This is a genomic window from Hymenobacter sp. GOD-10R, from assembly GCF_035609205.1.
In the GTDB taxonomy this organism is placed as follows: Bacteria; Bacteroidota; Bacteroidia; order Cytophagales; family Hymenobacteraceae; genus Hymenobacter.
The window spans coordinates 6,045,308-6,070,480 of record NZ_CP141184.1 but is presented as its reverse complement, the minus strand read 5'-3'; the positions used below and the strand labels follow the sequence as shown (position 1 = coordinate 6,070,480).

14 protein-coding genes are annotated in these 25,173 nt (G+C 53.9%); 5 read left to right on the top strand and 9 right to left on the bottom strand.

Features of this window, described 5'->3' with window-relative positions; all coding sequences use genetic code 11:
- Positions 1-41 precede the first annotated feature (41 nt).
- Both SD425_RS24200 and polA read right to left on the bottom strand, forming a co-directional pair.
- Positions 42-482: a hypothetical protein gene (locus tag SD425_RS24200; RefSeq protein WP_324673157.1), complete on the bottom strand. Its 441-nt coding sequence runs from the start codon at positions 480-482 to the stop codon at positions 42-44.
- A 162-nt stretch (positions 483-644) separates the two neighbouring features.
- Positions 645-3,503, bottom strand: coding sequence for a DNA polymerase I (gene polA / locus SD425_RS24195; protein ID WP_324673155.1), 2,859 nt, complete (start codon positions 3,501-3,503; stop codon positions 645-647).
- Between the two features lie 98 nt (positions 3,504-3,601).
- On the opposite strand from polA, the gene SD425_RS24190 reads away from it, so the two are divergent.
- A complete protein-coding gene (locus SD425_RS24190; RefSeq protein WP_324673153.1) occupies positions 3,602-6,103 on the top strand; it encodes a T9SS type A sorting domain-containing protein in 2,502 nt (833 codons plus the stop codon).
- Positions 6,104-6,131: 28 nt separating this feature from the next.
- On the opposite strand, the gene SD425_RS24185 is transcribed toward SD425_RS24190, so the two are convergent.
- Genes SD425_RS24185 through SD425_RS24165 form a run of 5 tightly spaced genes read right to left on the bottom strand, consistent with a single transcriptional unit; the run spans position 6,132 to position 14,522 of the window.
- A complete protein-coding gene (locus SD425_RS24185) occupies positions 6,132-8,522 on the bottom strand; it encodes a hypothetical protein (RefSeq protein ID WP_324673150.1) in 2,391 nt (796 codons plus the stop codon).
- Positions 8,523-8,581: 59 nt separating this feature from the next.
- Complete coding sequence (locus tag SD425_RS24180; RefSeq protein WP_324673148.1) at positions 8,582-9,736, bottom strand: DUF4249 domain-containing protein; 1,155 nt, start codon at positions 9,734-9,736, stop codon at positions 8,582-8,584.
- Positions 9,737-9,747: 11 nt separating this feature from the next.
- Positions 9,748-10,935: a DUF4249 domain-containing protein gene (locus tag SD425_RS24175; protein ID WP_324673146.1), complete on the bottom strand. Its 1,188-nt coding sequence runs from the start codon at positions 10,933-10,935 to the stop codon at positions 9,748-9,750.
- The gene (locus SD425_RS24170) at positions 10,936-13,716 is read right to left on the bottom strand and encodes a TonB-dependent receptor (protein ID WP_324673144.1); all 2,781 of its coding nucleotides are present in this window, start codon (positions 13,714-13,716) and stop codon (positions 10,936-10,938) included. It lies immediately after the preceding gene.
- Positions 13,717-13,769: 53 nt separating this feature from the next.
- A complete protein-coding gene (locus SD425_RS24165; protein ID WP_324673142.1) occupies positions 13,770-14,522 on the bottom strand; it encodes a hypothetical protein in 753 nt (250 codons plus the stop codon).
- Between the two features lie 320 nt (positions 14,523-14,842).
- Here SD425_RS24165 and SD425_RS24160 point away from each other — a divergent pair, with 320 nt between their 5' ends.
- From SD425_RS24160 to SD425_RS24150, 3 genes are all read left to right on the top strand, one after another.
- Positions 14,843-15,463 (top strand): 3'-5' exonuclease, encoded by a 621-nt coding sequence (locus SD425_RS24160; protein ID WP_324673139.1) that lies wholly within the window; start codon positions 14,843-14,845, stop codon positions 15,461-15,463.
- A 565-nt stretch (positions 15,464-16,028) separates the two neighbouring features.
- Positions 16,029-17,243: an aldose epimerase family protein gene (locus tag SD425_RS24155; protein WP_324673137.1), complete on the top strand. Its 1,215-nt coding sequence runs from the start codon at positions 16,029-16,031 to the stop codon at positions 17,241-17,243.
- 131 nt (positions 17,244-17,374) lie between these two features.
- Positions 17,375-19,051, top strand: coding sequence for a sodium:solute symporter family transporter (locus SD425_RS24150; RefSeq protein ID WP_324673135.1), 1,677 nt, complete (start codon positions 17,375-17,377; stop codon positions 19,049-19,051).
- A 96-nt stretch (positions 19,052-19,147) separates the two neighbouring features.
- Here the strand turns inward: SD425_RS24150 and SD425_RS24145 are convergent, their stop codons facing one another.
- The gene (locus tag SD425_RS24145; RefSeq protein ID WP_324673133.1) at positions 19,148-21,280 is read right to left on the bottom strand and encodes a beta-galactosidase; all 2,133 of its coding nucleotides are present in this window, start codon (positions 21,278-21,280) and stop codon (positions 19,148-19,150) included.
- Positions 21,281-21,491: 211 nt separating this feature from the next.
- Here SD425_RS24145 and SD425_RS24140 point away from each other — a divergent pair, with 211 nt between their 5' ends.
- Positions 21,492-22,547 (top strand): LacI family DNA-binding transcriptional regulator, encoded by a 1,056-nt coding sequence (locus SD425_RS24140; RefSeq protein ID WP_324673131.1) that lies wholly within the window; start codon positions 21,492-21,494, stop codon positions 22,545-22,547.
- On the opposite strand, the gene SD425_RS24135 is transcribed toward SD425_RS24140, so the two are convergent.
- Complete coding sequence (locus tag SD425_RS24135) at positions 22,517-25,165, bottom strand: TonB-dependent receptor (protein WP_324673129.1); 2,649 nt, start codon at positions 25,163-25,165, stop codon at positions 22,517-22,519. The two genes, SD425_RS24140 and SD425_RS24135, sit on opposite strands and share 31 nt — an antisense overlap.
- Positions 25,166-25,173: the final 8 nt, after the last annotated feature.

Genomic DNA, 25,173 nt, shown 5'->3' with positions numbered 1-25,173 from the left:
TGCTTATCAAGCTAGTGCTTATTATAAACATCCGCGCTGCGCTATTCGTGCCTTTTGCGCGCCGCTCGTTGCGAGCGTAAGCTTTTCAGCGCCCCAGTAGACCACAGCGCCCAGCCCATCAATACTGGCTGAAAAAACAGTCGGCCAAGCCGTTTGGCGTCCGTATCGAGGCCAAAAGCCGAAAGGTGGTGCGTGTATTGGTGAATATTGCCCGGAAATACCAGCGCGTAGAACGCCGCTAATCCTAGGCCCATCTCAATACGGCGCGATTTCCAGAACAATAAAGCTAGCCCCAAGCCAATTTCAACCACTCCCGATTGTAGCACAACGGAGTCTTTGTCCAGCGGAATCCAATCAGGAACCTGCGCTTGAAAATCATGGCGAACAAAGGTGAGATGCCCCGTGCCGGCTACTACCATAAAGGTGCCCATTGTAATGCGAGCCAGGTTTTGTAGCGTGGTGGTATGCGTGTGGTGTTGCATAGCGTTCTGCTGTAGGTGAAAGCCGTGCTATACGTTTCGTTGGCAGTGAGGATGCTGTAAACGGGAAAGGTGCTCAGTTTCAGAAGAGCTCCGCAACATAGCAGAGCCGCCCCCAACAAGTTGGTGAGCGGCTCATATGCTACAGAAAAAGCAAATGTGGCGTTAGTGCGCCTGCAACCAGTTGGTGCCGGTACCAGCTTCCACTTCCATCGGTACGCTGAGTGGCAAGGCATTGATCATCAGCTCACGGATGCGCGGAATGACCAGGTCCACTTCTTCTTTGGGCGCGTCGAACACCAATTCGTCGTGCACTTGCAGAATCATCTTGGTACCTAGCTTTTCCTTTTCCAGCCAATCGTGGATGCGGATCATGGCAATCTTGATGATGTCGGCGGCGGTGCCTTGAATGGGCGCGTTGATGGCGTTGCGCTCCGTGAAGCCCCGCAGCGTGGCGTTGCGCGAGTTGATATCACGTAGGTAGCGGCGCCGACCTAGCAGCGTTTCGGCGTACTCCAGCTCACGGGCGCGGTTGATGCTCTCATCCATGAACTTCTTCACGGCCGAGAACTCCTGAAAATACGCCTCAATCACTTCGGTGGCTTCTTTCCGCGAAATGCCTAGGCGTTGGGCCAAGCCAAACGCTGAGATACCGTAGATGATACCAAAGTTGACCGTCTTCGCCTTACGACGCATCTCGCTATCCACCTGATCCAGCGGCACGTGGAAGACTTTGCTGGCGGTGCTGCTGTGAATATCGATGCCTTGGCGGAAGGCTTCGATCATGGTCGCATCCTTGGAGAAGTCAGCCATGATGCGCAACTCAATCTGCGAGTAGTCGGCGGCGATAAGCACGTGGTCGGCGTCACGCGGCACGAAGGCTTTGCGGATTTCGCGGCCCTTCTCCGTCCGAATCGGGATGTTCTGCAGGTTCGGGTTGGTGCTGCTCAAGCGGCCCGTGGCCGTCACGGCTTGGTTGAACGACGTATGCACGCGCCCATCTAAGGCACACACCAGTTGGGGCAATGCCTCCACGTAAGTGCTACGCAGCTTGGTAAGCTGGCGGTGCTCCAAGATGAGCCCCGCAATTGGGTTGTCGGCGGCTAGCACACTCAGTACCTCCTCGCCGGTAGCGTACTGCCCGGTTTTAGTTTTCTTGATTTTGCCGCCACCTAGGCCCAATTTATCAAACAGCACCTCGCCCAACTGCTTGGGGGAGCCAATATTGAACTCTTGCCCCGCTGCCGTAAAGATCTGCTGCTCCAGTTCCGTGATATAGCCTTGCAGCTCCGCCGAGTACTCGCCCATCGCACCTGAGTCGATGCGCACACCTTCGTACTCCACGTCGGCTAGCACGGGCACCAAGGGGTTCTCCACTTCGTTCAGGAGCTTCAGCAACCCTAGCTCTTGCAACCTAGGCTCGAATACATGTTTGAGCTGCAAGGTTACGTCGGCGTCTTCGCAGGCGTAATCAGAAACCTCGGCCGGCGGAATGTCGGCCATGGTCTTTTGGTTTTTGCCCTTGGGGCCAATCAGCTCTATAATGGAAACCGGAGTGTAGTGCAAGTATGTTTCGGCTAACACGTCCATATTATGGCGCATGTCGGGCTCCAGTAGGTAGTGAGCCAGCATGGTGTCAAACAGAGGGCCGGCCACGCGCACGTTGTAGTGCTTCAGAATGGTGAGGTCGTATTTGATGTTCTGGCCCACCTTCACAATGCCTTCTTTTTCCAGAAACGGCCGGAACTCATCTACCAGCGCCTGAGCGGCTTCCTGGTCATCTTGGGGTACAGGCACGTAATAGGCTTCGCCAGGTAACCAGCAGAAGCTCAGCCCCACGAGCCGTGAAGTCATGGTATCAAGTCCAGTAGTTTCGGTATCGAAGCTAACTTCTTTCTGCTGGAGTAAGTAGTCGAGCAGCGACTTGCGCAGGGCTGGCGTGTCTACCAAATGGTAGTGGTGCGGCACATCGGCCAGCGTGCGGCGCGGACCAGCCGGGGCGCCTTCGTGGCCCGTCTCGCCGTTCTCCGATGCAATAGCCACCGCATCGGGTGCATCAAACAAGGAGCCTTGGGAAGGAGCGTTAGGCCGCCGGGCACCGCGCCCAACCGGGGCAGCGGGCGTGGCCGCCGCGCCGCCGCTGAGTACGCGCGCCGCGAGCTGCCGAAACTCTAGCTCGTCGAACAACGACCGCAGCATCTCCTCGTCTGGCTTGCTCAGGGTAAGGTTTTCCTCGTGAAACTCGATCGGGACGTTCACGTGGATGGTTGCTAGCTCCTTGCTCAACAAACCTTGCTCAGCAAAGTTGCGCACGTTTTCCTGTTGCTTGCCCTTCAGTTCGTCCACGTTGGCAATCAGGTTTTCCACGGAGCCATACTTCTGGATCAGCGTCTTGGCTGTTTTCTCGCCAATGCCCGGAATGCCGGGAATGTTATCCACGGCGTCGCCTTGAAGACCTAGGATGTCAATCACCTGCTCGACACGCTCGATTTCAAAGCGTTGTAGCACGTGCTCTTTGTCGAGCACTTCCGCCGCATTGCCCATGAACGCCGGCCGGTAGATTTTGATCTTGTCCGTCACGAGCTGGCAATAGTCCTTGTCGGGCGTCATCATGAACACGTCGAAGCCTTGCGCCTCGGCGCGCTGGGCTAGGGTGCCAATCACGTCGTCGGCTTCGAAGCCATCCACGAGCAGAATCGGGATGTGGAATGCCTCAATGATGCGCTTGATATATGGAATGGCCGTGCCAATATCTTCGGGCATGGCCTGGCGCTGGGCCTTGTACTCAGCAAAGGAATCATGGCGGAAAGTCTTCTTTTGGGCGTCGAAAGCTACCCCAATGTGGGTAGGCTTTTCCTTTTGTAGCACTTCCACCAGCGTGTTGGTGAAGCCGAGTACGGCGCCGGTGTTCATGCCCTTGGAGTTGACGCGCGGATTCTTGCTGAACGCAAAGTGGGCGCGGTAGATCAGGGCGAAGGCGTCGAGGAGGAAGAGCTTTTTAGCGGGTTGGGCGGTATCAGTCATAGAAAGGCGAAGGTAATAACCAGCAGAAAAATTGCTGAGTAGGATCAATTAAGGAAAGGATGTAGTTTTGGTTTAAATAGATAAATATTGATTCATATATGAATAAGTGGTACACACATTCATTTTACTTTTCTATCCTGAGTACTTTTCTATTACTAGCAAGAAGTAGTTGGGGTCAAAGTGCCCCTCAGCAGCTTGATCCTACATTTCGGTTGAGCATCGAGCAATACGCCCAGATATATGGCTTACAACCATTAGCTGATAGTAGTTGCCTCATTCTGGGTGCCCAAGTATATACGAACGGCATCGCGACAGGTAATTTAGTTCGGGTGAACACCAATGGTCAGGTTGAGCAGCGTGCTCAGCAACTGGCCCAAATAGATATAGTAGGCTCATACACGAACTTTATACCCAGACTACTGAGATACCCTGATGGCCGCCTTTTGTTAATGGCATCAGGTGATATACATATAGTTGGGTATCCTCAAATTAGTTCGCACGTTGTGCGGTTGTTGTCCAATGGGCAACCAGACCCTAGCTTTTCCCTACAGCTTGCCGGTAAATACTTACCATTACTGCGAACAGCTGCGTTGCAGGCAGATGGAAAGATCCTGCTAGCGGGTAGCGTGGGTATACCAGGCCTGCCAATCCTAGTTCGGCTGAACGTAGATGGCAGCTATGATGAGTCTTTCGCGCCGGTAATTGGTACAAGTCGCGACACCGATGAGGTGGACGCATTAGCTGTGCAGCCGGATGGTCGAATTCTAGTAGGCGGTTTGTTCAGTAGACCTGCAAGCTCATTGCTGCGGTTGCTGCCCAATGGCCAGCTTGATCCTAGCTTTCAGGCTGGCATAACCAGTAGCACCAGCGTGCAGGCGCTGCTAATTAGGCCAACAGGGCAGATTGTTGTTGGAGCTAGCTCGTCGTTGCTGATGCAAGGACGAAAAGCTGGTGTTCAGCAGCTTCTACCTTCTGGCCAATTAGATAACTCATTTCAAACACCGGCTGAGTACGGCATTCTCAATCAGTTAAATGAGCGACGTATTGAGCTTTTACCTGATGGGCGCCTACTAGTATTGTCTTCGCAGTCAACCGGACTTGCAACCCCTATTCAACTATTAGCAAACGGCCAATTAAATTCTGGCTATCAAACACCTGCTCGGTGGTCATTGAACCCAAAAGGTATTGCCGTGGATGCGGCGGGCAACCTATTAGTTTATGGGCAATACAACCATCGTACGGGCTTGCAGGGGCCTCTGCAACGATTACAGGCGTCGGGGCAACTTGATGAGCACTATGCTCCGCAGCTTTACCAGCCAGGTACGATAGTAAAAATGGCAAGGCTTACCGATGGCCGTACAGTTCTGGCGGGCTCCTTTGACAAAGTGGGTGGCGTAAGAGCCGGCAACCTAGCTTGTTTGCTGCCCAATGATGAGGTTGATACTGCATTCGTGCGACGGAGTCCTATTCCAGCAGGCTACGTCGAAGGTATAGTGGAGCAGCCCAGCGGCAAGATCTTGATAGCAGGATTATTAGAGGTACAAGCACGTCAACGTTGGGGGAGCTTAATACGGCTGCATCCAAGTGGCGCTCTTGATACAACTTTCCAACGTACGGCAGGCTACATTGCTCAAGGGTTGGCCTTGCAGCGCGATGGTCGAATCATCGTGGGCGGAGAACTAGCTCGCGCTTACACTGGACACGTTTTTGCCCGGTTGAGTGTAGATGGTGTTGTCGATAAAACGTTTCAAATTTCCTCAACGCTTGATAACTGGCTACGAGAAGGCCGCCGTGTAGTGGTTCAGCCAGACGACAAGCTTATCCTGGCTGGGTATCAACTCCACCGGGTATTGCCCAATGGTCAGTACGATACCTCTTTTCAAGCAACTGAATACAATGAGTATTCGTCGCCGTTGGTGCGTGATATGGTATTACGCCCCGATGGTAAATTGCTTGTGTGCGGGCAAACACCAACGCTTGTGCCTAGGCAGGGAGGCACCATCGCGCGTTTTCTACCTAATGGCAAGCTTGATATGACCTTGGAAGATGTCTTATCTTATCGATTCAACATTCGTACACTGCTACCACGCCAAGGTGGGGGGCTTTGGGCTGGGGGCATTTACCACTCAGACAACGTTACGGATATAGGTCTAATGTCCCTTGACGAAAGAGGGCAGATTGACCCAGCTTTCACGCCTGTATTTGGCTACGGCTATGTGCTTGCAAGCAGCGAAACGGCAGGCGGCAAAATACTAGTAGGAGGAAACTTTGTCTACGCTACTACTCCAACGGTGCATCACTTAAGCATAGCACGTATAGCTTCCATGGGCACTCCCTTAGCTAATTCGCAGAGAAAAGTGCAGTCGGTAGAAGTTTACCCAAATCCAAGTCGGGAAAAGTTTACCGTTAGTTGGGATGCTGCACAAGCAGTAAATCGAGTTTGCCTTTTAACCCTGCTAGGTCAGCCTCTGCAACAACACGTTGTGGAAGCAGGGACTTACAACCTTGATCTTTCTGTAAAGCAATTGTCCTGCGGGATCTACTTGCTTCAGATAGATAACGCCAATGGCCGCACAATACGCCGTGTAGTAGTTGAGTAATGCTACTTGAGTCTGTTCGAATACTTTTCTATAGCGCCGACTTTACCTCAAAGGTGAAGCTGGTGCTGCCCGCCAGCCCAGTAGAAGCTAGCCCTTGCAACACTACCAGATAACGCCCAGCTTGGTCAACGGTGTAGAAATCGAGTTTGGTAGGCGCGGTGCTAGTTATAATAGTCGGGTTCCAATACAGGAGGTTGCGCAGGTCGGGGAGGCGGCTTGCTTTAGCCTGGGGTGTGTCGTAGCGGGGGGCGTAGAACTCGCGCTGGCCTTGCAAGCCTTCGTATTCTTGCACTAGCACACGCGGATCGAGCTTGAAACCTGCTAGGTCGCCTTTGTAGGTGGTGTAGCTTACGAGGCCATTGTACACGGCTCGCCCGTGGAAGTACCGGCTCGCCATTACCTCTAGCTTTTGGATCTTCAGCGGATCCATCGCCATCATCTTGTTGACGTTGAAGACCGGTACGCCATCAAGCAGGATCATCGGGTTATCATCAAAAATAAGCTTATTTACCCGGTCTACTACCAAGAAGTGAAAGCCATCCTTCCGAATCCGGACGAGTACACCCGGTACGTACTCGCGCATTACTTCTTCCAGCACCTTAAAACGTGTGTATTTGTCCAGCAGGTACGTTTCATCAGCCTTGCCGTAGAACGCGGTGCTGTCGGTGAGAGGAGCTAGGTAGCGGGCGCGCGCTTTATCAACAAAGGCATTCTGCACCTGGTTCTGGAAGTGCCGCTTCGCGTAGTCCACCTTGAAACTCGGAATTGGCGTGAAGGTGGCGCCCGACCTGGCCACGAACTGCTGCGAAAAGGGATTGAAGATTTCGATGTGGCACGTGGTGTCCTGCTGCGGATTTGTTTGCACCATAATGTCGCGAGAGCCATACAGGTTGCCTAGCTCAAACTGCACTAGGCCATCGGCATTGCTCACCGCGTTTTGAAGCCCAATAAGCCGGCTCGGCGACGACAGAAAGGTGATGATATCCTTCCGTGGCTGGTTCGTGCCGGCTTGCGTCAGGCGGCCACGTACCAATGGGCCGTTGAGTTCGGGCGCGTTCGGAAAGCTGACCAGCGCAGAGGCTAGCACCTGCTCCCAGCGAAAGCGGCTCCAGCCCTGCGTGAGCATCAAGTTATCAGCCGCGGCCGTGGCGTCGGGCTCAGCGGTGAAGTAGTATTCGGGATGCTCAATGCTGCCTTTCAGCTCAGAAGCTAGCCACAGGTAGCTGTTGATATCGGTAGTAGGCGCGGTAGCCAGCGAGTCGAGCCGGTACACGGCCATCGATACGTTGGCACCTAGGTTTTGCCCCGCCGTCGAGGTACCTAGCGCCACGCTTACCTGCTCCCGAGTGGCATACTGGTTTTTATCCGGCCGCGCGTCGATGCTTAGCTTGGTTTTGGGCTGCTGAAAATACAGCCGCTCGCACACTGGTTTTTGCTCGGCAGTGAACAAGGTGAAATGCGAAATGCCGTCGAGCAGCTGTTTTTTGTCGACCGTAAAAGTCGCTCGGCCATTAACTAAGGGTGCCTTGGCCGCTACCGCCACCTGCTGCCGCGAGTGCCCCAGTAGGAAAACGGTTTCGTTCTGCGCGCCAGTAGCACTCACCGCCACTGTAAGCGTAGCAGGACCGCTTTCTTCCAAATGCATCACGTAGCCACGCTCATACGCGACGGGTAGCTTGCGTCTAATGGTCTGTTTGTTAATAAGGGTTAACATGGCCGTATAGGTAGCACCTAGCTCGGGGGTAAAGGTGAAGCTCCCCATGCCGAAGCGCAGGGTCTGGAAGCTTGCTACCACTGTGCCACGCTGGTCGAGTAACTTTCCGGTGGCGCCCACACCAGTACCTGCTTTGTTTGTTACCTTGAAGGCTACTTTGCTGCTCAGTCCTTGTACTAGGTTGCCACCTTCGGGGAAAAGCTGCGCCTCGTAAGCGGCTGAATCCGGGCTGGCTGCCCCGCCCGAGGCGGCAGTTGGATTGATGACTGTGATGGTGCTGTGGAAGAAATACTCCGGACCGAAGTTTTGCATCCAGCTCGTGTAGGCTCGTACCGTGTATACTCCCGAGGCCAAGGCGCTGGGCAGCACGAAAGAACCATGGCCAGTAGCCTGCTTCAGCGGAATCTTGCCTTGCAGTACTGGCTTGTTCTCTCGGTTTAATACCTCCACGTAGGCTACTGTGCTTCGTGCTAGCGGCTTGCAGCTAGTGCCATCTACTGCATACAGCTTGAACCACATCGTTTCGCCACCTAGATAAAGTGGCCGGTCGAGGTGGAGGAAAAGCTTCTCGTTTAGGGCAGCTTGCTGATAGCGAGTTAGTTTGCGAGCTAGGCTGTCCACAACAAGCTCTTGGCCGCTTGCCACGTTGCGGGCACCTAGGTAGAGCGTAAGTAGTACGAGCAACCTAACTCCTCGCTTAGCCATAAATAGTTTGGTAATAGTAGCCATTCAGTGCTGTGGCATGTAGATGATAGAAAAGGCAGCTATTGCCAAAAGATAGGACGCACCGCACTACCACGCTTGCGGCAATCCACGCACTCGGCACTTGACTGTGTATACCCTTTTAAGCTACCCGTAGAAGAAAATACTGGGCCTACGGGTATAACTACAGGGTTGGTGAACGTATTATCTACGTTGGTTAAAGACACGGTATCTGGTGGCACGCAGCTTTCGTAACCAGCCTGCAAACGCCAAGTGGGCGGCAACTGCCCGCGGCTGATGAGGATGCGTTTTTCCTGCACGCTACCGGCACCCACGTAACCCAATGCTAGTTCGGTATCATCGTTGAGGCAATGCATATTGCCGGTAAGTTGCGCAGGCAACGGGTCGAATAGCGTCCCGATGTTCTCCGTGTTTTTCTTGAGCAAACTCCAATACTCGTATTCCTCTTTGGTTTGGGCGTACTGCCGTACCAAGATGCTGTACTTGACGTACAGGCGGTCTGATGTGGTAGAGAAAGAGCGTAGCAGCTGGTCAGAAACCACATCACGACCTAGGCTAGAGGTATTTCCTAGAATAATGTTCGTCGACTTTTCTGTTATCCAACAAGCCTGCGGATAAGGCTGACGAATATCCTGCATCTTACGGTTAAGGTACTCTACACTAGGAACAAGGAGTGGCCGGATTTCCCAGGTTTCTTCGTAAGACCAACGATAATAGCGGGTATTATTGGCGTCGTCGTGGCTATTGACGTAGATGTTCAGGCCGGAGTTAGTTGGTTTCCAGCTAACGTTGTCAATGGGCGGCGTGCTTTTCACCGTCACGTAGTCGGAGGTGTACTCTTTACCACCCTTAGTGCGGATATGAAGCCGGTACCTTTTGGCTGGACTCAGAGTCTGGTTGCTCGACGTGTAAGTGCCTTTGGTAGTGCTTTCTAGCAGCGTGTAGCGTGCCGCCGCTTCGTCTTCGACGTATAGCGTGGCGCCCGACTCTACCGGCGCCGGTGTCTTGGCGTCGATGTCGTAAGTGCGCGACAATGTGATAGTGGTGATGCCCTGGCTATTGATTAAGCCATCGACCACTAAGTAGCTCTTAGTAGCGTTGATGGCATCGGGCATATAGGAATCGATGCAGCCAGGCAGGAGCAGCGCTAGACAGCAGAGGAACACAACCCTAAAAAGCGGAAGAATGATGCGCATACCGATAATAGTTACTGCCAAAAGCTAGGGCGCACGGACGTGCCCCGCGCGCGACAATCGATACAGCCTTGTTCTTTGGCTAAGTAGCCAATTATAATATCTCGCTCGTAGATGGCTTGGATGGGTAGAAAGGTAGACCTGCCGAAAGCAGAGCGCAGGACCTCTGTCGGGTTGGGTGGCGGTGGAGAAGGCTTGTATAGAAAAACCGTATCAGGTGGCAAGCATCCTTCATAACCGTTCTGTAGGCGCCAAGTGGATGGCAACTCACCTCTCGAAATAAAAATGCGCTTTTCCGTAAGTGAATGCGCGCCTACGTAGCCTAAAGCTAGCTCAGTATCATCGTTGAGGCAATGCACGTTGCCTGTGAGTTGGGCAGGTTGCGGATCGAACAGAGAGCCAATGTTCTCCGTGTTTTTCTTGAGCAATTCCCAGTAGCCATACTCTTCTTTGGTGAGGGTATGCTGCCGAACCAAGATGCTGTATTTGTAGTAAATCTGGGAGGCAGTGGTTGCGAATGAGCGAACTAGAAAATCAGAAACTACATCCTGGCTCAGGCGAGTGGTGTTGCTGATCTTGATGTCAACAGACTTGACGTTGCCCCAGCAGGTTGTCGGAAAAGGAACAGTAATATCTTGCATCCTTCCATTCTTGTATTCCACCGAGGGGGAGTAAGGTGGTCTGATTTCCCAGGTTTCTTCGTATTCCCAACGGTAGTACTGGCTGGCGTTCGTGTTGTCGTGCGTGTTGACGTAGATGTTTAGGCCATCATTCGTGGTGCGCCAAGTAATATTATCGATGGGTGGGGTAGTCTTGATAGCCACGTAATCCGAGGCATACTCTGTGCCACCGGTGGTGCGAATGCGCAGCCGGTAGCGCTGCGTAGTCGGTAGGCTGAGGCTGGCCGAAGCATAGGTGCCTTTCGTGGTGCTTTCTCGCAAGCTGTAGCTGCCACCACCTTCCGCTTCTATGGTCACGGTAGCGCCCGCTTCAACGGGCGGGATGGTCGCCCTTGCATCAATGTCGTAGGTGCGGGAAAGGACTATTGTTGTAATACCTTGGCTATTGATAAACCCGTCGACTGTTAAGTAATGCTTGGTGGCGCTGATGACGTCGGGCATGTAGGAGTCGATGCAGCTAGGTAGTGCAATAGCCAAACACCAAAGCAGTACCACCCGAATGGAATAGGAGAGAAGACGCATCTAGAACTTGAAGTTGTAGGTGATGGTCGGAATCGGCTGCCCGAAGATGGAGAGCTTGTAGCCGCGGATCTGCCCCTTTTCTGATTTGAAGTACACCGAGTACGGATTCTTGCGTCCCGTCAGGTTGTATATCCCTAGGGTCCAAGAGCTGTGAGCTAGCTTTTTTACTTTGTGGTTGCCTTCGATGTTCAACCCAAAGTCGACGCGGTAATAATCGGGCACGCGGTAGGCGTTGCGGTCAGAGTAGTACACGCGCAAGGAGTTGGCCACATAATACTTCGCCAGCGGCAACGTAATGGGGCGGCCCGTACTGTAGGTGAAGTTGAGTGAGGAGCTGAAACGGCGACTGAAGCGGTAGTTGCCGATCATGGTCACGTCGTGGGGCTTGTCGAAATTGCTAGGGTAGTAGCGGCCGCCGTTTATCTGCTCGGCCGTCGTGCCAGCATTGACCCGCACCAGCGAACGGGAATAGGTGTAGCTGATCCAGCCGTTGATCTTACCCGAGAGCTTCTTGACCAGCACCTCCACGCCGTAGGCTTTGCCCTCGGCATTCACGATATCTGTTTCGATGTGGTGGTTCAGGATGAGTGTGGCGCCGCTCTTGTAATCCACAAAGTCGTGGAGCTTTTTGTAGTAGGCTTCCACCGACGTCTCGATGGTATTCGCCCGGAAGTTGTGGTAGTATCCAACGGAGTACTGGTCGCCAACCTGCGGGCGAATGTTGGCGTCGCTGAGCTTCCAGATATCGGCCGGCGATACCGACGCCGTGTTGGAAAGCTGGTGAATGTACTGGCGGGTGCGGTTATAGCTAGCTTTCACCGACGAGTTATCGGTCAGACCGTAGCGCAACGACGCCCGGTACTCGGGGCCGTGGTAGGTGGCCAGCACCTTGCCCGAACCGTAGCGCAAGGTGTCGGTGATGGAGGTTTCGGAGCGGCCTACGTCCGGCGCGTACTGGTACACATCGTGCGGACCTAGGGCGTTGAAGAGTGAATAGCGCAGGCCCAGCGAAATAGATAAGCGCTTGTTGAGGTCAATGCGGTCTGACGCGTAAATGGCACTTTCCACAGCTTGCTCGCGGGTTAGGACGTTGGTGCTGATCAAGGATTCGGCCCCGAGCGGCGTGAGGCTACCAGGCGCAATGTGGTAGAGCAGCGAGCTGACGCCGAAGTCGATGGTGTGCTTGGCATTGGGGAAGAAGCTGAAATCGGCCTGCACGTTGGTTTGTTCAATGCCATATTTTAGGCGCGAGGCATTCACTGGGTTCTTCTCGCTCGTGATGTCGTAGGCGTAGCGGCTGTAGGTGCCCGTGAGCACCCCGTATAACTTGTTGTTGAAGTTGTGCTGCCACTTCAAGCTAGCATTTTGGTTGCGGTACTGATACGTGGTGTCGCTGGCGAGGCGGAACCGGTCGGAGCTCAAATATCCTGTCAGGTACAGGGAGTTTTTATCGTTGAGCTGATGACTCACGTGCGCGCTGATGTCGTAGAAAGACGCCGAGCTTTGCCGAAAAGAACTGTTCGACAACCGGCGCAGAATCCAGTCGGAGTAGCTGGTGCGGCCGCTGATGATGAAGGCGCTTTTGTCTTTTACAATGGGACCTTCCAGCGTGAGGCGACTGGTGAGCGGACCAATGCCGCCCGAACCAGAAAACTTCTTCTTGTTGCCTTCGCGGGTTTTTATTTCCAGCACCGACGACAAGCGCCCACCGTACTTGGCCGGAATGGCGCTTTTGTACAGCTCTACCGATTGCAGAATATCGGGGTTAAACGCGGAGAAGAAGCCAAATAAGTGCGATGGATTGTAGATGGTGGTGCCATTAAATAGGATCAGGTTTTGGTCGGTGGCGCCGCCGCGCACGTTGAGGCCCGTGCTGCCTTCGCCCACCGATTTTACGCCCGGTAGGGTAAGCACCACCCGCAAAATATCAGTCTCGCCAAAAGCCGTAGGTACTTGCCGCAGCGTCTTGATATCGAGCTTCTCCAAGCCCATTTGCATGCCCGATACGTTTTTGTCTTTCTCGGCTTCAATCACGACTTCTTTCAGCGGCGTGATGTCTTCCTCTACCTCGATTTCCAGCTTGCCATCCGCACGTATCACAACTTGGCGTTTGGTATTCTTGATACCAATCCCTCTGATTTTTAAATCGTAGCGACCCGTTGGCAGAGTCAGTGAGTAGTAACCAAATTGGTCGGTGCTGGTGCCGATGGAAGGCGCCTCGGAGTAAATAGTAGCCCCCACGACCGGCTCCCCGGATTTCAGGTCGCGGATGTGGCCGGCGAGGGTTGCCTTGCCGCCACGCGCCTCGCCCGCACCTATTTCATAGAGCTTGGCCTCTGCCTCCCGAACGTAGCGCGAGCGGCTAAGGGAGCCGGTGCTAGTTGGCCTAGCTTCGTCGCGGCGCGTAGCTACAATGTTGCCCGCTTTTTCGGTGTTAAAGAAGCTGTCGGAGAGAGCTGGGTCCAGCGTTAAGCCTTGGGTGACGAACACCCGATTTTCGTCGTCGATAGCAAAGTGGAAAGCGGTATTCTGTAGGGCTCGTTCTAACGCCGTACGCACTGGCGTATCCTGTACTTGCAGCGTGATGAACAGACTGTCAACTGCTGCCGGATTGAAGTAAAAATGCAGCTTGGTTTGAGCCTCGACCTGCGTAGCAAACTGCTCGAATAGTATGTGGTTAAAATTGCCGCTAACCGTCGGTTCGGCTTGTTGCTGCCCGCTGGCCGTGAAGTGTATTAGGCTAAAAAATAAAAGAACAAACAATAAGTAGTGGAGCTTCATAGCGGAGCTAGCGTAGCAAAGAGTGAGTGAAGTACGAACCGTAACTAGCAGTGCTACTGCGGTGATAAGCCGGCGTAATAACGCGTAAGCTGCACAATATCAGCTTCTCGCCGGGCTTTCTTAAACTTGAGCTTATTGTCTTGAATATATTTCTGCACCTCTTTGCTGCGGTCAGAAAAAACCTGCGTAACCGAGCGTTTTTTGTTGACCGAATAATACACGCCTGCTTTGCGGATAAAGAGCTTATCAGTGGGAAGAAACTCAGCTTCTATTCGATTTTGGTTTATTTTCTCGTGTAGCTGCTTGACTCGCTTGGCCAGCAGCTGCACCGTGCTATCTACCAGCACTTCGTAGTAACCGGTCTGGACAACGGCAGACGCCGAGCTATCAGTCACGAGGCGGATAAAGTGGTGTCCGGCCAGGGTGAAAGAGCGAACATGTTCATTAATGAGATGCAAGCTCAGCGGGCTCGTTACATGTTGTAACACAAGCTGCCCAAGCACGACATCATATTGCATGCTGAGGCCAGCAAAGCTATGGTCGTTATAGTAGACGCTACCCGGCTGTTTGTCGGGCAATAGAAAGAATTGATGCCCGTTGCGCACTTGGTAGCGCTGAGCATAGTCGATATATTCTGGACCGTTGTAGAGTTGCGGACTCGCATCAACAGTGCGCTGGTCTTTTTGCTGAACGTTGTTGCTAGCCGCCGCTAGGGGCGTAATAACCGATTGCGCATCAGTAGGATAAGCGAGTATAAGTGTGATAAGAAAAAGCAAAAGCCGGATAGCTGTACGGCGTATCTTCATAGCGACAGGTAACAGATAAAAGAAAAAGAAGCAATTGAACTTGCTTAACAAGGAGTTGGCTACTTGCTAAGTGATGCTGCCCGCAAAGTGCCGGCAGAATAGGGCTTATAATGCACAGAATGCGTATTGCTTTTCGCAGCCCGCTAAATGTAAGCATGCCGCTAAAAGATATAACGATGTCGCCGTCAGAATCTATAGGCGTGATGCTAGATTAACTTTGGTACGGACCCTAGAAAGATGCGGAAAATACAGGAAAGCTGCACCGTATTGTTAGCTTGATGGTCAACGCCACCTAGCGTAGCCGCGTACAGGTGCAGAGTATGCGCTACATCTCCCTCGACCTCGAAATGACCGGCGGCAACCCGGAGCGGCACCAGATTATTGAGCTAGCTGCTGTAGTAGAAGATACCAAGCACCTACAGCCGCTGACAGAGCTACCTAGCTTCCGGCGCTTGGTGCGGCATCCTGAGTACGTGGGCACCGCAGGCGCTCTGGCTCTAAATGCGCGCTTGCTGGAGGAGTTGGCGCAAAAAGGGCCAAACCCGGAAGGCTGCACGGCTGACGAACTGTTGCCGCAGCTGCGTGAGTTTCTATTAGCGCAGGGCTTCAAGCCCGACAAAAAGGACTGCGTGAGCGTGACGATGGCGGGCAAAAATATCGCCTCTTTCGACTTATTGTTTTTGCGTCAGCTGCCCGGCTGGGGCACATTGGTGCGCGCTGAACCCGCCATGCTCGATCCAGCGGCTTTCTATCTGAACTGGAAGAAAGATAATCGCCTGCCCACCATGACCATTTGCAAGGCGCGTGCGCATTTTGCCGACCAAACCGTGGCGCACCAGGCTTTGGCCGATGCCTTAGACGTTATTCAACTGCTAAGGCCCTTCTACGACTTGCCCTTGTATCAGCAGGTACGTGTTGCGCCAGAGCCAGCAGGAGAGTAACTGAACAGGCTAGCAGGAGGGAAATGAGTGCCTGCTGCTAGCAAAATCACTCGGTAGCACCTGAAGTATCGTTTGTGTGAATTAAAGCAGATTTAGCATTTTTTTCTTCAACTAGAAGAAGGTCGCCTAAAGCCTATTCTACCTAGCTGACGAAGGAGTGCGCGTGAGTGCCTGTGCTAGAGAAATATTTTATATGGCTGCCTGTCACAATTTTAGTGACATGTATTGGCTTCTAAATGTGAAAGAGCGAGTAGGCTGAAAGCAGTTCGGGTAGCAGACTTTTAAAACTGCTTTAAAACCCGTGAAAAGTGCAAACGATTGCGGCATTCAGTAGGAATTTATACTTTACCGGCTCAATCGTTACAACTAGCACTATCTTCATTCGAAGATTGCTATAATTCGTGCAAAACTGCCAGCTAAATGCCATGGAAACCCTAGGTGCTGCTACTGTACAAGAAGTAGAGGTTAGTACTGCATTATCTAGCCTGGTTTGATATTAATGGAGCATAAATTTTCGTCTTCCTTCGTCGTCCCAACCTAACTCCTTCATACTTCTTCTTTGTCCATGACTGTTTTCAACCGCTCCGGATTCGTGACCGGAAGCTTGGCTAGCTTACTCTTGCTTGCCGCCTGCGACCAGAAAAAACCAGCCGACCAAGCCAGTAGCAGCACCAGCGCGACAGCCGATTCAACTCAAACTTCTACGTCTTCTTCCTCTGACATGTCAGCCCCAGCCTCCTTCGGTAAAACCACCGATGGCCAAGAGGTGCAGCTCTACACGCTCACCAATGCCCATGGTCTGAAAGCCACTATTTCCACGTATGGCGGTACCGTCACGAGCTTGCAAGTGCCCGACAAGGCTGGCAAGCTAGGTAACATTGTACTCGGCTTCGATAACGTGAGTGGCTATCAGAGCCCAGCGTTCCTGAAATCGGGCCCTTACTTCGGGGCATTGATTGGCCGGTACGGCAACCGCATCAAGGGCGGCAAATTCACGCTTGATGGCAAAGAATACACCCTCGCGAAGAACAACGGCCCCAACAGCCTGCACGGTGGCAAGAAGGGTTTCGACAAAGTGATTTGGGCAGCAGAGCCCGTTGCTTCGGCAACCGACGGCCAAGCGCTGAAGCTTACCTACTTAAGCAAGGATGGTGAAGAAGGCTACCCCGGCAACCTTAGCGTGACGGTGGTGTACACGCTCACCGACAACGACGAGCTGAAGATTGACTACACGGCCAAAACCGACAAAGCCACACCCGTCAACCTGACCAACCACAGCTACTTCAACCTAGGTTACGGCCAAGACAAGGATGTGCTCGGCCACGAAGTAACGCTGCCCGCCGACCGCTACACGGTTGTCGATGCCACCCTGATTCCGACGGGTGAGTTGAAGCCAGTGAAAGGCACGCCGTTCGACTTCACGACCTCGCACACCATCGGCGAGCGGATCGCGCAAGTACCCGGTGGCTACGACCACAACTGGGTACTAAACAACGCCAGCAGCGGCATGCACCCCGCCGCCACGGTATACGAGCCCACCTCCGGCCGTACCTTGGAAGTAACGACTACCGAGCCCGGCGTGCAGTTCTACACCGGCAACTTCCTCGATGGTACGCTCAAAGGCACTGGCGATGTAACCTATAGCAAGCACTATGGCTTCTGCCTGGAAACGCAGCACTTCCCCGACTCGCCCAACCAGTCGAAATTCCCAAGCACAGTATTGAAGCCGGGTGATACACTGCACTCTACTACTGTGTATCGCTTTGGGGTGCGCAAGTAGCGCCTATAATTAGTTAAGTTTGGTTGCCACTACCTAGCTTTAAGCTGGGTAGTGCTCTAATTCGCCTTAGGTACTACTTCTACTCCTTGCTTCTTCAAGCCGATGGCCGGCTTCAATACCTCTCCTGTTCAATGAATAAACTCGCAACTCTTGATTACATCGTATTCTTCGTCTACTTCATTATAGTAGCGGGTTACGGTACCTGGATTTACCTGCGCAAGACCGGCCACGACGGCACGGCAGAAGGTGACTCCAAAGATTACTTCCTCGCAGAGGGCTCCCTGACTTGGTGGGCCATCGGCTCTTCGCTTATTGCCTCCAACATCTCGGCTGAGCAATTTGTGGCAATGGCTGGCTCAGGCTTTAAGATGGGCCTAGCTATTGCAGCCTACGAATGGATGGCGGCCATCACGCTAGTCATTGTGGGCACGTTCTTCATTCCGGTGTACTTGAAGAACAAGATCTTCACGATGCCGCAGTTCCTGCACCAGCGCTACAACGGCACAGTAGCTATGATCATGGCCATCTTCTGGCTGGCGCTGTATGTAGTCGTTAACCTAACTTCGATTCTGTACCTAGGGGCTATTGCCGCTAGCAGCGTGTCAGGTCTGAACATCGACCTCTGCATCTACGGCCTAGCTATCTGCGCCGTTATTATCACGCTGGGTGGTATGAAGGTTATCGGCTTCACCGACGTTATTCAGGTGTTCTTCCTCATTCTGGGGGGCTTGGCTACCACGTACTTGGCGCTTAACCTAGTGGCTGAGCACTACGGCACGTCTGGAGCAATAAACGGGTTCAACCTGCTCACTTCGCAGGCCAACGACCACTTCCACATGATCCTGAGACGTGATAACCCCAACTTCGTTGAGTTGCCGGGGATGACGGTATTGCTCGGTGGTCTCTGGATTGTGAACCTTAACTATTGGGGTTGCAACCAGTACATCACGCAGCGCGCCCTCGGTGCCGACTTGCCTACGGCTCGTGGTGGCTTGCTCTTCGCCGCGTTCCTCAAGATTCTGATGCCTGTAATTGTGGTGCTGCCCGGCATCGCGGCCTTCGTGCTTTTCAAGCAAAACGTATTCGGCTCGGAGATGATGCTGGATGGCCAGGTAGCTCCCGACCGCGCCTACCCGGTGCTGCTCAACATCTTGCCGGTAGGTCTGAAAGGCTTGTCTTTCGCGGCGCTTGTGGCCGCCGTAGTGGCCTCGCTGGCTGGTAAAGCCAACTCAATTGCTACCATTTTCACCCTCGACATTTACAAGAAGGTGCTGAACAAGGACGCTTCGGAGAAGAAGATGGTAGCCGTGGGTAAAATTTCGGTGGTAGTGGCCATGTTGCTCGGCATCCTGCTCGCTCCGCACTTAGGTATCGAAAAAGGTGGTTTCACCTACATTCAAGAGTACACGGGCTTCGTGTCGCCCGGTATTTTTGCCATGTTCATCCTGGGTTTCTTCTGGAAAAAAGCTACTTCAACTGCGGCATTGTTTGCCACGGTTGGCGGCTTCCTGCTCTCCGTATTGCTCAAGTTCTTGCCCCTCATGATGAACCTATCATGGCTGGCGCCGCTGGGCTACTCGGTGCCGGTGAATGGCATCTACGAAATTCCGTTCCTCGACCGGATGGGCTTTGTGTTCGTCTTCTGTATCCTGGGTATGGTAATCATCAGCCTTCTCCAGACTAGCCGCGGTGTCAAAACCAACGGTCTTGAGATTGATAGCAGCATGTTCCGCACCAACCGCAGCTTCACCATCGGCTCGGTTATCGTGTTGGCCATCGTTACGGCACTGTACACCTATTACTGGTAGTCCGGTACTGCGCTTCACGCTCACAAAAAAGCCCCGCTTGCTTCCGCAGGCGGGGCTTTTTTGTTGAGGGAAATTCGCGCTATAGCTGGCGGCTGTCTACTCCTGCCACACCGTAACGCCGGCCGGTTCTAGCTCCCTTTTGCCAACGATGATTTTCGCGTTGGCAGGTACCGGCGCCGTTTGTTTTTGCGACGTAAAGTTGGTCGCCACCCAAAACCCGTCACGCCATTCCACGAAGAACTGATCAGCGAAGTTCTCAACCGGTGTACCGGCTGCTGTATATACGCTACGAAGCACGTCGCGCTCTAAGTCGCCTTCCAGCGACTCCACGCCTACGTACGTCACGGTACCCCGACCTAGCTTGCGCGACACCACAGCTGCTGCGCCTGCGTAAAACTGATCGGCATAAGCGGCGAGCGTTTGGGTACCCGATGCCGGTAGCAAACTCTCACCCCAGGAGCCCCATTCATACGTTTTACCCTGCGCCGAAACCTTACCCTTTCGTTCACCCGGCAGCAAATCGAACGCCTGCGGGCTGAACTTGGCGCCAATCAGTTCGTTGATAGGAGCAGCCCAGGGGCCTTCCCACAGGTGCCCGCGACGGTCTTTCTGGCCGGTGCGCGCGGTCAGTACGAGGTGCCCACCCTCTTGCACGTACTTCGTCCAGCGGGTCACAAGTTGCGCATCAAGCAATTGGTAGGCAGGAGCTACTAGAAACTTGTAGCGCGAAAAGTCCCGGTCTTCGGTAATCACATCTACGGGGCAGCCTAGAGTCTTGAGCGCCCGATAATAGCGCAGCAGGTGACCCATCGTGTTCCAGCGCGTCGTGGAAGGATGAATATCAAGGTCGAAGCGATTGTCGAAGTTGTAGAGGAAGGCCGTGCGGCGGGCCGAGTACGCCGCGGGCTCTTTGGCGTTAGCCTTGCGCAACTTGCGCAGCTGATTCACTTCCTGCATGGCCTGGCCGTATTCCTGACCGCCGGGCAGGGGCGTCACGCCATCAGTCCCGACAAAGCCATAGTGGTACAGCTCGCTACCAGCTAGCGGCTGCCGGTAGCGGTACGAGCAGATAAGCTTAGCACCCGCCCCAAACGCATGCATAATCCACATGTGCACGGCGCCAGGCAAAGGCTGCGGGTTGATGGCGCCCCAGTTCACCTGTCCTGGTTGTAGTTCCATCACGCCTTCGTTGCCGTTGAGAGTGCGGGCAAAGTCGTGCATAAAGCCGAGCGCGGCCCCGTTGCCGAGCCGGAAACCTAGGTCACTGTTTTCATAATCACCGTGGACGGGGTATACGGTCCAAGTAATCATGTCGAGGCTGCGGCTGCTGAGGCTAGGATTCACGTCGCGGTGCATCGCCATGAAGTTGGTGGTCACCCACTGGTTCTGGCTGTTCTGACGGAGCGTGTTAGCTTGAAAGCTCAGGTAATCGGCCGCTTCTTCGGTGAACCAGCGCTGGAAGTCCAGCAGCGCGTGCGGGTTAGCCGTAGCTACCAATTCTTGCTCGTTTGGAATTCTGATCTGCTCGAAGTTTTGGTAAAGCTGCGACCAGAACACGTTGCCCCAGTCGCGGTTTAGGTTGTCGATGGTGCTGTACTTCTGCTTGAGCCATGCCTGAAACCTAGCCCGGCTGAAATCGTCATAGGAAAACTGCTTGCCGTAGTGGCTCAGCTCATTGTCGATCTGCCAGCCAATTACCGCCGGGTTATTGCCAAAACGTTTGGCGAGCTGCGTATTGATTTTCTCTACGTACTGCCGGAAGAGAGGAGAGCTCCAGTTGCCCTGCTCGCGAGTGCCGTGCTGCATGCGGCGTCCGTTGGCATCCACCATCAAGATTTCCGGATGGTTTTCGGCCAGCCACGCGGGTGGCGCAGCGCTTGGCGTACAGAGGATGACTTTCAACCCAGCTTTAGCAGCTAGGTTCACGGCTCGTTCCAGCCAATCGAGGGTGTACTTTCCTTCTTCCGGCTCATACAGGCCCCAAGCAAACTCGCCCATGTGCACAAACTCTAGGTTGAGCTTGCGCATGTTGGCGAAGTCACGGGCCCACTGGCTTTCTGGCCACGCCTCGGGGTAGTAGTACACCCCGATAGTCATCATATCGGGATCTTTGAAAAAGGGCGTACCTGCTTTCCCTTTAGATGCAATCGGTTGCGCGTGAGCACCTAGAAAAGTGCTTAGGATGAGTAATGAGCTAGCTAATAGCCGTGAGAGGAAAGATTTAGGCATACGCGAAAGAATAGTAAGCGAAGGGTGAGAAGGAGCGGGTTTGTGGGGTAGCAGAAAGCAGTTTTGCTAGCGCACACTGCTCGGGCAGGTCCATTGGGGGTGCTAAGTTGCAGCGAACGTAGGGAAAGCAAGCCTATCCGTTTGAAATCTACTCAAACCTTGATAGGTTTATGCAAACGTTTGTCCTTTTAGCGCGGTAACACGCAAACAGTTGGCAGCTAACCGAGCATCTATAGCAGACCTAGCCAAGAAGCTGAACATCTCAGTTTCGACCGTCTCACGCGCCCTGAACAACCACACGAGCATCAGCGAAAGCACGCGCAAGAAAGTCTGGCAATTGGCAAGAGAAGTTAACTACCAACCCAACCACTTGGCAGCGGCGCTTCGGAAAGGTCGGAGCAATTTGCTCGGTGTAATGGTGCCGCACATCGAAGGCCATTTTTTCTCGTCGGTGATGCACGGTATCGAGACGGTAGCCAGCAAGGTGGGCTTCAACATCATGATCTGCCAGTCAAACGAAAACGTGGCCAATGAGAAGAAGAACATTGAGTCATTGATGAATGCGCAAGTAGAAGGTATTCTGGTTTCCTTGGCGCGCAACACCCACGATTTTAAGCACTTCGAAAAGGTGAGCACGCGGGCTATTCCGCTGGTATTTTTCGACCGGGTACTGGAAGGCATCAACGTCAGCTCCGTCATTATTGATGATTACCTAGGAGCGTACCAAGCCGTAACGCACTTGATTGAACAGGGCTGTCAGCGAATAGCGCATTTCGCTGGCCCTCAGCACTTAAACATCTACAAGAACCGGCAGCGCGGCTACCTAGATGCCTTGCAGGCCCACGGCTTACCCCACGAGCAGGAGCTAATCTTCACGTGTGATATGAAAACGGAAGACGGCGTGGAAGGCATGGAGAAACTACTAGCCTTGCCTGTTCCACCCGACGCAGTGTTCTCCGCCAGTGATTTTTCAGCCGTTGGGGCCATGCAAGTGCTCAAAGCACGTCGGGTTCAGGTACCGGAAGACATTGCCTTGGTAGGCTTCAGCAACGAAACCTTCACCTCCCTCACCGAGCCGCGCATCACCTCCGTCGATCAGCGCTGCGAGCAAATGGGGCAGTCAGCGGTGAAGCTTTTTCTGGAAATGCTCGAAGACAAGTCGGGGCAGTTTTCGCCGCGTCGTATCGTACTCCAGCCCGAGCTACTAGTGCGTGAGTCGTCGTTGCGGTTGCAGCATCATCTTACGCCCCACGTTATGGCTAAGTAGTACAGCCCCCCAATACGCGGTCCGCCCAGAAACGAATAATAATAGTGATTAAGCACGTTGGTGGCACCTAGCTTGAAGCGTAGCTTGGGTGTGGGAACCGCGTAGCTAATCTGCGCGTCGAGGGTGCTATAGGCTGGCACGTAGCCATTTACCAGAAAAGTTTTGGAGTAATAGCGGGTCTGCCAGCGGTAGTTCAGGCCAAAGCCGAAGTTCTTGTAAGCATTTTCATTCCCAACGCTCCAGTTGTAAGCCCAACGCGGCGTGTTGAAGCCGTCTTCCAAACCGTCGCCGTTGGCGGTGCGGTCCAGGCGGGCGTAGGTGACGTTAGCGCCCGCCAGGTAGCCGCCGACCAGCTCATAGTGTAGGCCCGCGCTGCCGCCGTAATTGTACACTTGGCTCTTCGAGTTGGTCCAGAGGCGGTACCGGCTCTGCCCACTACGAGCACTCAGGGCAGTAGCAACGGCATTTAGGTTGGTTTCAGTGGTCGTGATAACCTCACCTGTGCCAGTGATAGGAACGTAAGCCTCCACCTGCGTGATAAAGTCGCGGTACGCATTGTAGTAAAAATCTACATCGACCAGCAAGCGGGCGTCCGACAACAGCGCTGCCTTGTAACCTAGCTCCAACGACTTGATGAATTCAGGCTTTAAGTAGGTGTAGGTGTTCTTTGCTAAGATGCCTTGGTTGTTGGCAATAGCTTGCGCGCGCGTAAGGCCTCCGGTATTCACGTCCTTGGTGATGGCCGCATTGAAGGCGTCGATGCTGGTACGCAGGTAGCTGTTCTCAAACACGCCATCTGACATCACGCGCAGGCCACCTACGCGTTGTACCTGTCCGCTATTGACGTTGGAAAACCCCTCAAACAAGCTAGGAAAGCGGTAGCCGCTCTGGTAGCTGAGCCGGAAGTTGTGGCGCTGCGTGGGTGAGTACACAGCTGTGAGGCGCGGATTGAACCGAGTGCTGAAATAATCGTTCTTGTCAGCCCGCGCCGTAGCCGTCAGACGGATTTTGTCAGCGAACAAATGCGCACCCGCCTGCACAAAACCGCCCGTTTTGCTATACGTTAGGTTATCGGTGAGCGGGTCTTTGCCGGGGTTTGGGTTGCGAAAGTAGTTGCCATCGGGTACGACGACGTAAGTGCGGTGGTCAGCCCCGGCTAGCACGTCGAGCCACTGCGGAAAGCTGCTGCTCGCCCGGCGGCGAAGGGCTTCCCCAACATTTACCTGGCCTTCTGCATGAATCAGATCAGATTGTACGCGCAAAGCGGCGCCCTGGTCCCAGTTATTGATATCCTGAAGCTGCCGCAAACGGTCTTTGAATTCCGGCGTGCCCGGCTGCAGGCGGCCAGCGTCGGCTGTGGCGCGAGCCGTGGCGTGGGCTTGTGCCACAGTCTGGCCCGTTTGGGTAGCAGCGTTCCAAGCGGCGGTATACTCCTGGTTCCAGACTGCATCGGTTTTGTAGCTGCGGTCGAGGTTCTCGCCCATCGACCGCAGGTTGTAGCTTTTCCCCGTGTTCTCACGCGTGAGATAGGCCCGCACCTGCACCACCGGACTCATCAGCGATAAGCCATGCTGCTGCAACCGGTACTCTTCCAGCCGAAAGCGGTTAGAGCGCTGGTAGATGTTATCGAGACTGCTGAAGCGGTAGGTGTAGGCTAGCTCGGTGTTGCTGTTGAGACGGTAGTGGAGCGCCCCATCGGTGCGGATGGTTTGCAGGTGATAATCAGTCACATCTTTTTCCAGGTAACCGGTGCGCGCCACTTGGTAGGTCTTGCCACCTAGGGTCAGGTTAGAGCGGTTCGAGGATTCGTTGCCGTAGCTGCTGACTGGGTCGCGAGCCGGGTTGTCAGCCCCAAATAATCCCGTGCTAGCATTGCCATTCGGGTTGATGTCAGTGTAGTTGTCAGCGACCCAATCGTAGCCACGCAGGTAGGTTGCGTTTACTTTAAAAGCTAGCTTATTGGGCACCAGTACTTTGGCGTACCGCAGGCTCATTTCGGTGTACGGATGTATCCCAGCGCTTCGGTCGTTCACGTGGTTGAGGCCGGTTTTCTGCTGCACGCTGAGGCCTTCGAACGAAAAGGGACTCTTGGTCGTGAAGTTGGCTAGCCCGTTGATGGCGTTTAGTCCATAAAGTGCAGCCGCAGTGCCAGGGACAATTTCCACGGCATTAATATCTAGGTCGCTTGGCCCCAAGACGTTGCCGATCGGAGCGCCAATATGCGGCGCTTGATTATCCATGCCGTCCACGAGCTGCACGAAGCGGACGTTAGTAGTATTGGAGAACCCACGCGCATTGATGACCTTGAACCCAAGACTTGGGGTAATCACCTGCACGCCCTTAACGTTCTCGATGGCATCGAAGAAAGAGGGGGCTGGCGTGAGGCGCAAGGCACGGGCGTTCAGCTTCTCCACCGTCACCGGCGACTGTAAAATACTCTCCTGTACTTTGGAAGCCGCCACTACTACTTCGCCGAGCGCGACGTTTTTCGTCTTGGCAGAGTCAGCAATCGTCTGCTGCGAAACCGGTTGTTGGGCGTGCGTCCGATAGGCGGTAAGGACACTTACCAAAGTGAAAGCAACAGGCAAGGGTCCTAGCGTGCGTAAGGCTTGAGGCATGCTGAAGA